Here is a 14,925-nt window from a genome sequence, read left to right as displayed (position 1 = left end):
GGGGAGAGCGCCAAGCGCGGGCGTCGCGCGCGGCGCGCCGCGGGTGACTTCCTCGTTGCCTTCCAACACGCGCTTCACCCGCGCGTTGAAGTCCGACATCGAGATGCTGGGCGAGCGCCCGTTGGGGGGAGTGCGAGCCATTCGGGGGCCTTCCGCTTCGTAGCCCAAGGCACGGGATTGCGCGGAGGGAAGCTCTCTAGATAGGGCGGAACGTGCGGAAACCGAAGGGCCGAGGCGCGGAGCGCGGCGCTGAGCGGGTCTGCACGCCCTCTTTCGCCCCGCGACGACGCCCGCGCTTGGCGCTCTCCCCCGCGGCTGCTATCCCGCGGGCGACCGACACCGCCTCCTCACATCAGACGGCGCGCAGCGATGGCCCTTCGGCCGGCCGCACGCGCGCCGGAGATCCGCATCGATGACGACTACGCCGATCGACAACATCCGCAACTTCTCGATCGTCGCGCATATCGACCACGGCAAGTCGACGCTCGCCGACCGCCTGATCCAGACGACGGGCACCGTGGCGCTGCGCGACATGAGCGAGCAGATGCTCGACTCGATGGACATCGAGAAGGAGCGCGGCATCACCATCAAGGCGCAGACCGTGCGCCTGGAATACAAGGCCGAGGACGGGAAGAACTACGTCCTTAACCTGATGGACACGCCCGGCCACGTCGACTTCGCCTACGAGGTCTCGCGCTCGCTCGCCGCCTGCGAGGGCTCGCTGCTGGTGGTGGATGCGAGCCAAGGCGTCGAGGCGCAGACGCTGGCCAACGTCTACCAGGCGCTCGACGCCAACCACGAGATCGTCCCGGTCCTCAACAAGATCGACCTGCCGGCCGCCGAGCCGGAGCGCATCCGCGCGCAGATCGAGGAGGTGATCGGCATCGACGCCTCGGAAGCGGTCGCGATCTCGGCCAAGAGCGGCCTCAACATCGAGGCGGTGCTGGAGGCCATCGTCAAGCGCCTGCCGCCGCCCAAGGGCGACCGCGACGCGCCCCTCAAGGCGCTGCTGGTGGACAGCTGGTACGACGTCTACCTCGGCGTCGTCGTGCTGGTGCGCATCGTCGACGGCGTGCTCAAGAAGGGCATGAACATCCGCATGATGCGGGCCGACGCGGTGCACGGCGTCGACAAGATCGGCGTGTTTCGGCCGAAGATGGCCGACATCGGCGAGCTCGGGCCGGGCGAGGTCGGCTTCTTCACCGGCTCGATCAAGGAGGTCGCCGACACCCGCGTCGGCGACACGCTCACGGAGGACAAGCGCCCGTGCAAGGAGATGCTGCCGGGCTTCAAGGACGTGCAGTCGGTGGTGTTCTGCGGGCTGTTCCCCGTCGACGCGGCCGAGTTCGAGACCCTGCGCAGCGCCATGAGCAAGCTCCGGCTCAACGACGCGTCGTTCTCCTACGAGATGGAGACCTCCGCCGCGCTCGGCTTCGGCTTCCGCTGCGGCTTCCTCGGGCTCCTGCACCTCGAGATCATCCAGGAGCGCCTGGAGCGCGAGTTCAATCTCGACCTGATCTCGACCGCGCCCTCCGTCGTCTACCACCTTCAGATGACCGACGGCACGGTGAAGGAGCTGCACAACCCGGCCGACATGCCCGACGTGATGAAGATCACGGCGATCGAGGAGCCGTGGATCCGCGCCACCATCCTCACGCCGGACGACTACCTCGGCGGCGTGCTCAAGCTGTGCCAGGACCGGCGCGGCACGCAGGTCGACCTCAACTACGTGGGCAAGCGCGCCATGGTCGTCTACGACCTGCCGCTGAACGAGGTGGTGTTCGACTTCTACGACCGCCTCAAGTCGATCTCGAAGGGCTACGCGTCGTTCGACTACCACATCTCCGATTATCGCGAGGGCGACCTCGTCAAGATGTCGATCCTCGTCAACGCCGAGCCGGTCGACGCCCTCTCGATGCTGGTCCACCGCTCCCGCGCCGAGCATCGCGGCCGCGCCATGTGCGAGAAGCTGAAGGACCTGATCCCGCGCCACCTGTTCCAGATCCCGGTCCAGGCGGCGCTCGGCGGCAAGATCATCGCCCGCGAGACCATCAAGGCGCTGTCCAAGGACGTGACCGCCAAGTGCTACGGCGGCGACATCTCGCGCAAGCGCAAGCTCCTGGACAAGCAGAAGGAAGGCAAGAAGAAGATGCGCCAGTTCGGGCGCGTCGAGATCCCGCAGGAGGCGTTCATCGCCGCGCTGAAGATGGACGATTGAGCTTTTCGGCCCTACGCTTCAGCGCTGAAAGCGGCAGACCGATCGAGGCGGGAGACGCGCGGTGACCGATCTCAAGACGTTGCGCGGTCTGTCTGGTCTCGGCGCTGAGCCGGCGGGCCTCGCGGGTTCGGCCCTGCTGATGATCGACCTTCAAAACACCTATCTGGATGGCGTGATGCGCCTCGAGAACGTCGAGCCCGCCATCGCGGAGGCGAGGGGGCTGCTCGCGCGGGCGCGGGGCGCCGGCATTCCGATCATCCACGTTCGGCACGATGCCGGGCCGGGCTCGCCCTACGACCTGACTGCGCCGATCGGACAGTTCGCCGACCCGGTCGCGCCCGAGGGTGACGAGGCGATCGTCACGAAGGCCTATCCGAGCGCCTTCGTCGGCACTGATCTCGAAGCGCGGTTGAAAGCGCTCGGTGTCACAGACCTGATCGTCGCTGGCTTCATGACGCATATGTGCGTCAACTCCACGGCGCGCGCCGCCTTCAGCCTCGGCTTCAAGCCGACGGTGGTCGCGTCGACCACAGCCACCCGCGACCTGCCGGCACCCGACGGATCCGTGGTGGCGGCGGCCGCGGTGCAGGCCGCGAGCCTCGCCGCGCTCGCCGATCTCTTCGCCGTCGTGGCGCCGCGCGTGAGCGACATCGGCGATTGAGCCGTCACCGGCCCCGATCCACGAGCCGGAACCGCGCTGCACCGCAAAAGGTTCGCCCTCCGAAAACCGGAGCCGAACCGATGCGGATCACCACCGTCGCCGACCACGTCGTCGAGACCCTGCAGGAAGCCGGCGTCCGGCGCATCTACGGGGTCGTCGGCGACAGCCTGAACGCGATCACCGAAGCGATCCGGGCCCGCGGCGTGATCGCGTGGATCCACGTCCGCCACGAGGAATCCGGGGCCTTCGCGGCCGGCGCCGAGAGCCAGATCACCGGCGAACTCGCGGTCTGCGCCGGCTCGTGCGGCCCCGGCCACGTCCACCTCATCAACGGCCTCTACGATTGCCACCGCTCGCGCACGCCCGTCCTGGCGATCGTGGCGCACATCCCGTCGGCCGAGATCGGCTCGGGCTACTTCCAGGAGACGCACCCGACCGAGCTGTTCCGCGGCTGCAGCCACTACTGCGAGCAGGTCTCCGACCCCGCCCAGCTTCCCTACGTGCTGGAGAACGCGATGCGCGCCGCGATCGGGCAGCGCGGCGTCGCGGTCGTCGTCATCCCCGGCGACGTCGCGCTCAAGGACGCGCCGGCCCGCGCGGTCGCGACAAAGGCCGGCCTCGTGCCCCCGAAGCCCGTGGTGCGGCCGGCCGAGGCCGACCTGGACGCGCTCGCCGCGCTCCTCAACGGCGCGAAGAAGATCACGCTGCTCTGCGGGCGAGGCTGCGCGGGCGCGCATGCCGAGCTGCTGCAGCTGGCCGAGGCCCTGAAGAGCCCGATCGTCCACGCGCTCGGCGGCAAGGAATACGTCGAGTACGACAACCCCTACGACGTCGGCATGACCGGGCTGATCGGGTTCTCGTCCGGCTACGCGGCCATGCACGGCTGCGAGACCCTGCTGATGCTCGGCACCGGCTTTCCCTACAAGCAGTTCTACCCGGCCGACGCGAAGGTGGCGCAGGTGGACCTGCGCCCGGAGGAGCTCGGGCGCCGCTGCCGGCTCGACCTCGGCCTCGTCGGCGACGTCGGCGCCACGATCCAGGCGCTGCTGCCGAAGCTTGCGGTCAAGACCGACCGCGCCTGGCTCGACGGCAGCCTCAAGCACTACGCCAAGGCGCGCGCCGGCCTCGACGAGCTGGCGGAGGGCAAGCCCGGGCGCAAGCCGATCCACCCGCAGCACCTCACCCGTCTCTTAAGCGAGGCGGCCGCCGACGACGCGGTCTTCACCGCCGACGTCGGCACCCCGACGATCTGGGCGGCGCGCTACCTCAAGATGAACGGCCGGCGCCGCCTCATCGGCTCCTGGGTGCACGGCTCGATGGCCAACGCCATGGTGCAGGGTATCGGCGTCCAGGCCGCCTCGCCCCGGCGCGAGGTGATCGCGCTGTGCGGCGACGGCGGCTTCAGCATGCTGATGGGCGACTTCCTGACGCTGCGCCAGCATCGGCTGCCGCTGAAGGTGGTGGTGTTCAACAACGGCTCGCTCGGCTTCGTCGAGATGGAGATGAAGGCCGCGGGCTACCTCGAGACCGGCGTCGCGCTGGACAACCCCGACTTTGCCGCGATGTCGCGGGCGGCCGGCATCTTCGCGATCCGCGTCGAGGATCCGGGCGAACTAAAAGGCGCGATCCGCGAGTTCCTGGCCTTCGACGGCCCGTCGCTGCTCGACGTGGCGGTGGCGCGCAACGAGCTGTCGATCCCGCCCAAGATCGACGGGCAGCAGGTCAAGGGCTTCAGCCTCTACATGCTGCGCGCGGTGATGAGCGGACGCGGTGACGCGGTCCTCGACCTCGCCAAGACCAACCTGATTCGATAGACCGGATTGAAATCGTTCCAGGGCGCGCCGCGGCGCGCGCATGGCGCGTTCGAGACATACGGGAGGGCGCGCATGGCCCGGCAGCGGAACATCTGGCGCCTCGCGCGCCGCCCCGTCGGCACGATCGCCGAGGGCGACCTCGCCTACGGCTCGGAGGCGCTGCCCGAGCTGCAGCCCGGGCAGTTCCTGCTGCAGGTCCTGTACCTGTCGCTCGATCCGACGAACCGGATCTGGATGAGCGACGCCGAACAGTACATGCCGCCGGTCGGCCTCGGCGAGCCGATGCGGGGCCTCGTCGCCGGCCGGGTGGTCGAGAGCCGGAAGGACGGGGTCGAGGTCGGCGCGCTCTATGCCGGGATGGGCGCCTGGGCCGACCACATGGTCACCGACGGCCAGGGCCTGCAGCCCCTCGCCCTGCCGCCGGGCGTGCCGCTCTCGGTGGGCTTCGGCGTGTTCGGCCTCGTCGGCCCGACGGCGTATTTTGGCCTGCTCGACATCGGCCGCCCCAAGGCCGGCGAGACCCTGGTGGTCTCGGCCGCCGCCGGCGGCGTCGGCCAGATCGTCGGGCAGATCGGCAAGATCAAGGGCTGCCGGGTGATCGGCATCGCCGGCGGCCCGGAGAAGTGCCGGTTCGTCGTCGACGAGCTCGGGTTCGACGCGGCGATCGACTACCGCAGCGAGGATGTCGGCGCCCGCCTCGACGCGCTGGCGCCCGACGGCGTCGACATCAACTTCGAGCAGGTCGGCGGGGCGGTCTCAGACGCGGTGTTCGCCCGGATGCGCCTTTTCGGGCGGATGCCGCTGTGCGGCCTGATCGCCTCCTACAACGACACCGCGGAGCGCCCGGGGCCGGCGGCGTCCGCGGCGTGGCGGCAGATGCTGATGCGCCGGCTCACGGTGCAGGGCTTCATCGTCACCGACTACGCCGCGCGCTGGGACGAGGCGGTGCAGGCGCTCGGCGGCTGGATGGCGGAAGGCCGGATCAAGACCCGGCAGGACGTCCGGCCGGGCCTCGAGCGGGCGCTCGAGCACCTCGACAGCCTCTACACCGGCGGCAACTTCGGCAAGCTGCTGGTCGAGGTCGGCGCCTGAGGGCGTCGGCGAGCGGCCGACGCGGACGGCCGGGGGAATCGGCCGAGGAAGATGGCAGGAACATGCGGATCGGACTGTTCGTCCCCTGTTACGTCGACGCCTTCGAGCCGGAGGTCGGCATCGCCACGCTCGAACTGCTGGAGCGACTCGGGCTCGACGTGGCGTACCCGTTCGACCAGACCTGCTGCGGCCAGCCGATGACCAACACCGGCTGCCACGCGGAGGCCGCCGCCACGGAAGCCCTGTTCGTCAAGAACTTCGCCCCGTTCGATTACGTCGTCGCGCCCTCGGGCAGCTGCGTGCACCAGGTCCGCGAGCACCTCACCGCGATCCCGCAGACGGAGGAGGTGGTCGGCGTGCGGCGCAAGACCTTCGAGCTGGTCGAGTTCCTGCACGACGTGCTGAAGATCGAGGAGTTCCCCTGGGCGTCGTTCCCGCACAAGGTCGCCTACCACTCGAACTGCAATGCCCTGCGCGGCATCCACCACGCCCGGCCCTCCGAGATCGTCGCGCCGCCCTACTCGAAGCCGCTCGACCTGCTCTCCAAGGTGAAGGGCATCGAGATCGTGTCGCTGACGCGGCCCGACGAGTGCTGCGGCTTCGGCGGCACCTTCTCGGTGTTCGAGCCGGCGGTCTCCGCCAAGATGGGCTACGACAAGGTGACCGATCAGGCGCGCGCCGGGGCGGCCTACGTCGTCTCGGCCGATTCCTCGTGCATGATGCATCAGAAGGGCTGCGCCGAGCGCCTCGGCGTGCCGCTGAAGTACATCCACATCGCGCAGGTCCTCAACGGAGCCGCCGCATGAGCATCGAAGATCTCACGCCCCGCGAGACCGGCGGCATGATCCATCCCGAGGTCCGCGCGCCCGTCGACGAGAGCGAGCGCCACCAGGACGGCGGCCGCCTCCAGCACGCCGAGGCGGCCTCGAAGCCGATCGCCGCGCCGAAGACGCGCGAGCCGCAGCCGCGCGGGGCCAAGATCCGCGGCAACCGGCCGATCGACCAGGGCGAGGCCGCCGAGCGCTTCCTCGCCGCGCCGCTGCATCAGGCGGCGCACGACGAGCGCCTGTGGGACCTGCGCAAGAAGCGCGACGTCTCGGCCCACGGCATCCCCGAATGGGAGGAGCTTCGCGAGATCGCCTCGAGCATCAAGGCGCACACGCTGAGCCGCCTCGATACCTATCTCGAGCAGTTCGAGGCGGCGGCGAAGGCCAACGGCGTCCACGTCCACTGGGCCGCGGACGGGGCCGACCACAACCGCATCGTGCTCGAGATCCTCCGCAGCCACGGCGCGAGGACGCTGGTGAAGTCGAAGTCGATGCTCACCGAGGAGTGCGGCTTCCGGCACCACATGGCGGCCAGCGGGATCGAGATCATCGAGACCGATCTCGGCGAGCGCATCCAGCAGCTCGACAACGAGGAGCCGAGCCACATCGTGGCGCCGGCCGTCCACAAGACCCGGATGGACGTCGCCGAGGTCTTCGCGAAGACGCTGGGCACCGACCCGGACAACGACGACGCACACTACCTCGCCGAGAGCCAGCGCGAGACCACGCGCCCCTACATCCTCAACGCCGATGCCGGGATGACCGGCTGCAACTTCGCCATCGCCGAGACCGGCACGGTCGTCACCTGCACCAACGAGGGCAACGCCGACCTCTCCGGCAACGTGCCGCCGCTGCAGATCCACTCGATCGGCATCGAGAAGATCATTCCGCGCATCGAGGATCTCGGCGTCTTCATCCGCCTGCTGTCGCGCTCGGCGCTCGGCTCGCCGATCACCCAGTACACCTCGCATTTCCGCGGGCCGCGGCCGGGCACCGAGATGCACTACGTGTTGGTCGACAACGGCCGCTCCGAGCGCCTCGGCATGGAGGAGTTCTGGACCTCGCTGAAATGCATCCGCTGCGGCGCCTGCATGAACACCTGCCCGGTCTACCGCCGCTCGGGCGGGCTCTCCTACGGGGCGACCTATGCCGGGCCGATCGGCCTGATCATCGACCCGACCTTCAACAAGCGGAAATACTCGACGCTGCCGTTCTCCTCGACGATGAACGGCTCCTGCACCAACGTCTGCCCGGTGAAGATCAACATCCATGAGCAGATCTTCGCCTGGCGCAAGGTGCTGGCCGAGGAGCACCAGATCCCGCTCCTGAAGCAGGGCATGATGAAGGCGGCCGGCGCCGTGCTGAGCCGCCCGGCCGCCTACCGCGCGGCGATCGGCACGGCGGATTCGGCGCTGCGCGCGCTGCCGCGCTTCGCCGTCTACAACCCGCTCAACACCTGGGGGAAGAAGCGCGAGATGCCCGACGCCCCGAAGCAGAGCTTCCACGCCTGGTACAAGCAGAACCGCATGGCCGGCGCGGCGAAGAAGGACGTGTCGTGAGCGCCGGCACCCGCGCGGCGACGCTGGCCGCGATCCGCCGGAACCGGCCGGCCGGCGACCACCCGCTGCCGCAGGTCCCGGTCTTCGCCCCGCTGGTCGCCGACGACCACGTCGCGGCCTTCACCGAGGCACTGAAGCGCATGGGCGGGCGCGTGGTCGAGGCCGGCCCCGCCGGCGATCCGCTCGGCCACGTGCGCGAGCGCCTGGACGCGGCGAAGGTCGTCGCTTCCGCCGTGCCGGAACATGCCGGCAACCGCGACCTTTCCGCCGTCACCCGGCCGCAGGCGGTCGACGACGTCGACGTCGCGATCGTGCGCGCCCGCTTCGGCATCGCCGAGACCGGATCGGTGTTGTTCACCGAGGCCGAGCTGGTGGTGAACGCGGTGGCCTACCTCGCCCAGCACCTCGTGGTGCTGCTCGACCCCGCCGACATCGTCGTCAACGTCCAGGCGGCCTACAAGCGGCCGGACTTCGCCGGGGCGGCCTACGCCGTCCTGCACACCGGCCCCTCCGCCACCGCCGACATCGAGGGCGTATTGATCCACGGGGCGCAGGGCGTGCGCTCGCTGACCGTCGTCCTGTTGCCGCGCGGCGACGTTCGGGCCGCCTGATCGATCGCGCCGTCGAGCTCGGGGAACCTCGGAACGGGCGTGCTCCTTGCTTGGGCTAGACCCTCGGCAACGCTACGGAGGCCCGATGCGCTACACTCTCGGCTGCAGCCTGTCCTACAACATCCTTTCGGACACGACCTTCATCTTCAACCTGGAGGTCGCGCGCCTGCGAAGCCTTGAGATTCTCAGCGAATCCCTCGTGCTGACGCGGAACCTGAAGCGCGACATCTACACGACGCCCGATCTGCTCAACCGTTACCTCGGCGTCAACGTGCCGATGGGCCAATTCGCGCTGGAATACAACGCCGAGGTCGAGCTCACCGTCCACCGGGCCGACCCGGCGACGATCAACGAGACGCCGATCTCGGCGCTGCCGCTCGACATCCTGCCGTTCCTGCTGCCGAGCCGCTTCGTCTCGTCCGATCGGCTGACGCCGTTCGCCCAGGCCGAGTTCGGCGCGCTGCCGAAGGGGCATCAACGGGTCAACCAGATCTGCAACTGGATCCACGACCACATGACCTACAAGCCGGGCACCAGCGACGGCGAGACCACCGCCGACGAGAGCCTGCTCAAGCGCGCGGGCGTGTGCCGCGACTTCGCGCATATCGGCACCGCCTTCTGCCGCGCGCTGGGCATCCCCGCCCGCTTCGTGTCCTGCTACGCGCACGGCCTGGTGCCGAGCGACTTCCACGCGGTGTTCGAGGCCTATCTCGACGGGCGCTGGTGGCTGTTCGACGCGACCCGCCAGGCCGATCTCGACGGCCTGGTGCGCATCGGCGTCGGCCGGGATGCCGCCGAGATCGCGTTCTCGACGCCCTACGGCAACATGCAGCCGGTCAACCAGCAGATCCGCATCACGCGCTCGGACGGCCTCGGCAGCCCGCCCCAGCGCACGGTCGACGCGATCTCAACGGAGGTGCCGGCGCCGCATGCGGGCGCGGCGTAGGGTTCGCCATCGAACACGGAGGGCATATGCTTCTTTTTCCCTCGCGGAGAGGGCCTGCCGCTGGTTCGATAAAGGACTCCCATGGCCTACCGCCACGTCGTCGGCCCGCGCAGCTGGGCGTTCGCCGACCTCGCCGAGCTGATGGCGAAGGCGACGCCGGTCCGCTCCGGCGACCGGCTCGCGGGGCTCGCCGCGGAATCGGCGGAGGAGGGGGCGGCCGCACGCTGGTGCCTCGCTGACGTGCCGCTGCGCGAGATCCTGGCCAAGCCCCTGATCGCCTACGAGGACGACGATGTCACCCGGCTGATCCTCGACGGCCACGATGCGGCGGCGTTCGCCGAGATCGCGCACCTCACCGTCGGCGACTTTCGCGAATTCCTGCTTGTCGCGACCAGCGAGACGCTTGCGCGGATCGCGCCCGGGATCACGCCGGAGATGGCGGCGGCGGTCTCGAAGATCTCGCGCAATCAGGACCTGATCCTGATCGCCCGGAAGTGCCGGGTGGTGACCCGGTTCCGCAACACCATCGGCCTGCCCGGCACGATGGCCGTGCGGCTGCAACCGAACCACCCGACCGACGATCCCGCCGGGATCACGGCGGCGATCCTCGACGGGTTGTCCTACGGCTGCGGCGACGCGGTGATCGGCATCAACCCGGCCTCGGACTCGGTGGCCGCGCTGGGCAAGCTCCTCCACCTCCTCGACGCGATCATCCAGCGCCATGCGATCCCGACGCAGGGCTGCGTGCTGACCCACGTCACCACCACCCTCGAGGCGATGAACCGTGGGCTGCCGGTCGACCTCGTGTTCCAGTCGATCGCCGGCACGCAGGGCGCCAATGCCGGGTTCGGCGTCACGCTGGCGATCCTGAAGGAGGCGCACGAGGCGATGCTGGCGCTGAAGCGCGGGACGGTCGGCGACAACGGCATGTACTTCGAGACCGGGCAGGGCTCGGCGCTGTCCGCGAACGCCCATCACGGCATCGACCAGCAGACGCTGGAGGCGCGGGCCTACGCGGTGGCGCGCCCGTTCCGGCCGCTTCTCGTCAACACCGTCGTCGGCTTCATCGGGCCGGAATACCTCTACGACGGCAAGGAGATCATCCGCGCCGGGCTCGAGGACCACTTCTGCGGCAAGCTGATGGGCGTCCCGCTCGGCGTGGACGTCTGCTACACCAACCACGCCGAGGCCGACCAGAACGACATGGACGTGCTGCTGACGCTGCTGGGGGCGGCCGGCTGCACCTACGTGATGGGCGTGCCCGGCGCCGACGACGTGATGCTGAACTACCAATCCACCTCGTTCCACGACTCCCTCTACGTCCGCGAGGTTCTGGGCCTCAAGCGCGCCCCCGAGTTCGAGGCGTGGCTGCACGCCCTCGGGATGACGGACGATCATGGCACGCTGCTGCCCGCCGAGCCGGGATCGCCGCTGCTCGCCGACGCCTCGGGGCTCGCCGCATGAGCGAGGACGCAAAGGTCTGGGCGCGGCTCGCCGGGCTGACGCCCGCCCGGATCGGCCTCGGGCGGGCCGGGAGCGGCTTGCCGACCCGCGAGGTCTTGCGCTTCGGCCTCGCCCACGCCCAGGCCCGCGACGCCGTGCACGCGCCGATGGATGCCGATGCGATCGCACGGGCGATCGCGGCGTTGGGTTTCGCGACGCTCCGGGTCGCCTCGCGGGCGGCCGACCGCGCGACCTACCTGCGCCGGCCCGACCTCGGGCGCGCCTTGGCGGAGGAGGGCCGCCAGGCCCTCGAGCAGGCCGCCGGCGATCCAATCGATCTCGCGATCGTCGTCGCCGACGGGTTGTCGGCCCGTGCCGTGCACGAGGGCGCGGCCGGTTTCCTTGCGGCCTTCAAGCCGCATGCCGACCGGGCCGGCTGGCGGCTCGCGCCGGTGGTCGTCGCAACGCAGGCCCGCGTCGCGCTCAGCGACGCCGTCGGCAGCGCCCTCAAGGCCCGCGCGGTGGCTGTGCTGATCGGCGAGCGTCCCGGCCTGTCCTCGCCCGACAGCCTCGGGATCTACCTCACCTTCGCGCCGCGCCCCGGCCGCTCGGACGCCGAGCGCAACTGCATCTCGAACGTCCGCCCCGCCGGGCTCTCGCACCCGCTCGCCGCGTTCAAGCTCGACTGGCTCCTGACCCAGGCCTTCGCCCGCGGGCTGACCGGCGTGTCCCTGAAGGACGAGAGCGACGCCGCGCTCGCCGCGGCTCAAGAAGCGAACATGATCGACGTGTAAGCGATACCCGTCAGGCGGTTGCATCCAGCAGGCAAAGGGCAAGATCCGCCGCTTCTGCGACTTCAGCGTTCTCGGAGGTCAATAAGGCCGCCAACGCGGCTTTCGCCGATCGGTACGTTTCCTCGTCGGCGCGATCGACGCGGCCAAGCTCGAAGAAGATCAGCGTTTCGGCACGCGCTTCGTACGATCCCTTCGCGATCAGCCGAGCGGCCAAGTCAAGCGGCAGGGTGCCGCCCAGCTCGCTGAGAGCGAACAGAAGCGTTCCCGCTTCTCCGGCGACCCGTTCGTCCCGCAAGGTCGTGACGATGGGCTCGGACATCTCCGCAAGACCGCAGTCCGCCAGCGCCAACGCAGCCGTATTCCGCACGCGGCGGGATCGTGTGGACTGCAGGATCTCCGCCACGTCCCTCAAGGCGTCGGGGGAGGGCGCGTGGCCCTTCAGGTCTTCGAGCGTGGCTACCAAGGCTTCCTCATCACCGGAGCCTGCGGCATCCGCGACGGAAGACTGCCGGGGCAGAACGAGCGTGTTTGAGACCATGCGTTACGACCGCTCCTTCGGCGGATGTGAACTGGCCCAGTCCGCGTAAGTATCCTCCGCCTCCCGCCGCGTCGTCAAATCGCCGAGCCCAGCCCTCGCTTTTTCGCGGTGCCACCATCGTCGAAACTCGTCGAACCGTGGTCGGCTTCGCAAGCCGAACCAGGGATCGCGGGTGAACATCCGCCCTCCGCGCAAGGGTCGTCTTTCGTCTTCGGCCATGGCTCGCACAGATGCGTCGTCAATGCGAGCATACGCAGTGCCGACCGCTCACGTGTCCAGAACGATCACCGGCCCGCACGTCTGAATATCTGGGCGCCGAGCAAGCCAAACGCGGCTGTGGCGGGGTCGCAACACCGCGAAAGCATCCCGGGTTTGCCCCGAGACCTGCCTTCAACCGCCGCGATCCCGCCATAAACCGGGACCACCTCAGCATCCGCGGTAAACGGCTTTTCCCCCAACCGGTTACCGCTCGGTTGCGAGCGATTCCAAGAGCGTGGTCGAGCCTCCTCGCGCAACGTCGGTCGACGCTGCGGGACGGTCGTTCGCACCCTGCCGGGGATCGGCCGATGCGTAGCGGACCCGGGGGTGCGGGACAGGTCATGGACGCGCCTACGAACGACAAGTCGAAGCTGCCGAGCCGCCACGTCACGGAGGGGGCCGACCGCGCGCCGCACCGCTCGTATCTCTATGCGATGGGCCTGACCAAGCAGCAGATCCACCAGCCGCTCGTCGGCGTGGCGTCGTGCTGGAACGAGGCCGCTCCGTGCAACATCTCGCTGATGCGCCAGGCGCAGGCGGTGAAGAAGGGCGTCGCGGCCGCCCACGGCACCCCGCGCGAGTTCTGCACCATCACCGTCACCGACGGCATCGCCATGGGGCACGCCGGCATGCGCGCCTCGCTGCCGTCGCGCGAGGTCATCGCCGATTCCGTCGAGCTGACCATGCGCGGCCACGCCTACGACGCCCTGGTCGGCCTCGCCGGCTGCGACAAGTCGCTGCCGGGCATGATGATGGCGATGGTGCGTCTCAACGTGCCGTCGATCTTCATCTACGGCGGCTCGATCCTGCCGGGCTCGTTCCGCGGCCGCCCGGTCACCGTGCAGGACCTGTTCGAGGCGGTCGGCAAGGTCGCCGTCGGCGACATGAGCCTCGACGACCTCGACGAGCTCGAGCAGGTCGCCTGCCCCTCGGCCGGCGCCTGCGGCGCGCAGTTCACCGCCAACACCATGGCCACCGTTTCCGAGGCGATCGGCCTTGCGCTGCCCTACTCGGCCGGCGCGCCGGCGCCTTACGAGATCCGCGACCAGTTCTGCGCCACCGCCGGCGAGAAGGTGATGGAGCTGCTGGCCAAGAACATCCGCCCGCGCGACATCGTCACCCGCAAGTCCCTGGAGAACGCCGCCGCCGCGGTGGCGGCCTCGGGCGGCTCGACCAACGCCGCGCTCCACCTGCCGGCGATCGCGCACGAGTGCGGGATCAAGTTCGACCTGTTCGACGTCGCCGAGATCTTCCGGCGCACGCCCTACGTCGCCGACCTGAAGCCGGGCGGCCGCTACGTCGCCAAGGACATGTTCGAGGTCGGCGGCATCCCGCTCCTGATCAAGACCCTGCTCGACCACGGCTTCATCCACGGCGACTGCATGACGGTGACCGGCCGCACCATCGCCGAGAACATGGAGCACGTCCGCTGGAACCCGGACCAGGACGTGGTCCGCTCGGCCGGCAGCCCGATCACCCCGACCGGCGGCGTCGTCGGCCTCAAGGGCAACCTCGCCACCGAGGGCGCGATCGTGAAGGTCGCCGGCATGCCGCTGGACAAGCAGGTCTTCACCGGCCCGGCGCGGGTGTTCGACGGCGAGGAGGCCTGCTTCGAGGCCGTCCAGAAGCGCACCTACAAGGAGGGCGAGGTCCTGGTGATCCGCTACGAGGGCCCGAAGGGCGGCCCCGGCATGCGCGAGATGCTGTCCACCACCGCCGCGCTCTACGGCCAGGGCATGGGCGACAAGGTCGCCCTCATCACCGACGGGCGCTTCTCCGGCGCCACCCGCGGCTTCTGCGTCGGCCATGTCGGGCCCGAGGCGGCGGTGGGCGGGCCGATCGGCCTGCTGCGCGACGGCGACATGATCACGCTCGACGCGATTAAGGGCACCCTCGACGTGGCGCTCTCCGACGCCGAGCTCGACGCGCGCCGCAAGGCGTGGACGCCGCGGACCAATTCCGCGACCTCCGGCTACCTCTGGAAGTACGCGCAGACCGTCGGACCCGCCGTGAACGGCGCCGTGACCCATCCGGGCGGCGCCGAGGAGATCCAGAGCTATGCGGACGTCTAGGACCGACCGCGACCGGCCGGACCGGGCCGATCCCCGTCGGTCCCGCGGCGGGCTGAACGTGCACCTGCGCGGCCTCGCGCTCGCCGCGACGG

12 protein-coding genes are annotated in these 14,925 nt (G+C 69.7%); 11 read left to right on the top strand and 1 reads right to left on the bottom strand.

Annotated elements, in window-relative coordinates:
- Positions 1-412 precede the first annotated feature (412 nt).
- From lepA to eutC, 10 genes are all read left to right on the top strand, one after another.
- Positions 413-2,218: a translation elongation factor 4 gene (gene lepA, locus FV223_RS07525; protein WP_147726221.1), complete on the top strand. Its 1,806-nt coding sequence runs from the start codon at positions 413-415 to the stop codon at positions 2,216-2,218.
- 61 nt (positions 2,219-2,279) lie between these two features.
- Positions 2,280-2,879 carry a cysteine hydrolase family protein gene (locus FV223_RS07520; RefSeq protein ID WP_147726220.1) on the top strand — a complete coding sequence of 200 codons (600 nt, stop codon included), beginning with the start codon at positions 2,280-2,282 and terminating at the stop codon, positions 2,877-2,879.
- 80 nt (positions 2,880-2,959) lie between these two features.
- Positions 2,960-4,693: a ubiquinone-dependent pyruvate dehydrogenase gene (poxB, locus tag FV223_RS07515; RefSeq protein ID WP_147726219.1), complete on the top strand. Its 1,734-nt coding sequence runs from the start codon at positions 2,960-2,962 to the stop codon at positions 4,691-4,693.
- Between the two features lie 72 nt (positions 4,694-4,765).
- Positions 4,766-5,785 carry an NADP-dependent oxidoreductase gene (locus FV223_RS07510; RefSeq protein WP_147726218.1) on the top strand — a complete coding sequence of 340 codons (1,020 nt, stop codon included), beginning with the start codon at positions 4,766-4,768 and terminating at the stop codon, positions 5,783-5,785.
- Positions 5,786-5,847: 62 nt separating this feature from the next.
- Positions 5,848-6,591 carry a (Fe-S)-binding protein gene (locus tag FV223_RS07505; RefSeq protein ID WP_147726217.1) on the top strand — a complete coding sequence of 248 codons (744 nt, stop codon included), beginning with the start codon at positions 5,848-5,850 and terminating at the stop codon, positions 6,589-6,591.
- A complete protein-coding gene (locus FV223_RS07500) occupies positions 6,588-8,171 on the top strand; it encodes a lactate utilization protein B (protein WP_147726216.1) in 1,584 nt (527 codons plus the stop codon). The genes FV223_RS07505 and FV223_RS07500 overlap by 4 nt, the downstream gene beginning before the upstream one ends.
- Positions 8,168-8,782 (top strand): LUD domain-containing protein, encoded by a 615-nt coding sequence (locus FV223_RS07495; RefSeq protein ID WP_187274757.1) that lies wholly within the window; start codon positions 8,168-8,170, stop codon positions 8,780-8,782. The genes FV223_RS07500 and FV223_RS07495 overlap by 4 nt, the downstream gene beginning before the upstream one ends.
- An 85-nt stretch (positions 8,783-8,867) precedes the next feature.
- On the top strand, positions 8,868-9,728 hold the full coding sequence (locus tag FV223_RS07490; protein ID WP_147726215.1) for a transglutaminase family protein: 861 nt from the start codon (positions 8,868-8,870) through the stop codon (positions 9,726-9,728).
- Positions 9,729-9,809: 81 nt separating this feature from the next.
- Positions 9,810-11,192: an ethanolamine ammonia-lyase subunit EutB gene (locus FV223_RS07485; RefSeq protein ID WP_147726214.1), complete on the top strand. Its 1,383-nt coding sequence runs from the start codon at positions 9,810-9,812 to the stop codon at positions 11,190-11,192.
- Entirely contained in the window at positions 11,189-11,965 is a 777-nt protein-coding gene (eutC, locus tag FV223_RS07480) for an ethanolamine ammonia-lyase subunit EutC (protein ID WP_147726213.1), read from the top strand. The genes FV223_RS07485 and eutC overlap by 4 nt, the downstream gene beginning before the upstream one ends.
- Positions 11,966-11,975: 10 nt before the next feature.
- On the opposite strand, the gene FV223_RS07475 is transcribed toward eutC, so the two are convergent.
- The gene (locus FV223_RS07475) at positions 11,976-12,503 is read right to left on the bottom strand and encodes a hypothetical protein (protein ID WP_147726212.1); all 528 of its coding nucleotides are present in this window, start codon (positions 12,501-12,503) and stop codon (positions 11,976-11,978) included.
- A gap of 599 nt (positions 12,504-13,102) precedes the next feature.
- Here FV223_RS07475 and ilvD point away from each other — a divergent pair.
- Entirely contained in the window at positions 13,103-14,833 is a 1,731-nt protein-coding gene (ilvD, locus tag FV223_RS07470; protein WP_147726211.1) for a dihydroxy-acid dehydratase, read from the top strand.
- The last annotated feature ends 92 nt before the right edge of the window (positions 14,834-14,925 follow it).

This window comes from Methylobacterium sp. WL116, assembly GCF_008039455.1.
In the GTDB taxonomy this organism is placed as follows: Bacteria; Pseudomonadota; Alphaproteobacteria; order Rhizobiales; family Beijerinckiaceae; genus Methylobacterium.
Note: the sequence above shows the minus strand (reverse complement) of the source record. Positions and strands in the feature narration are given on the sequence as shown.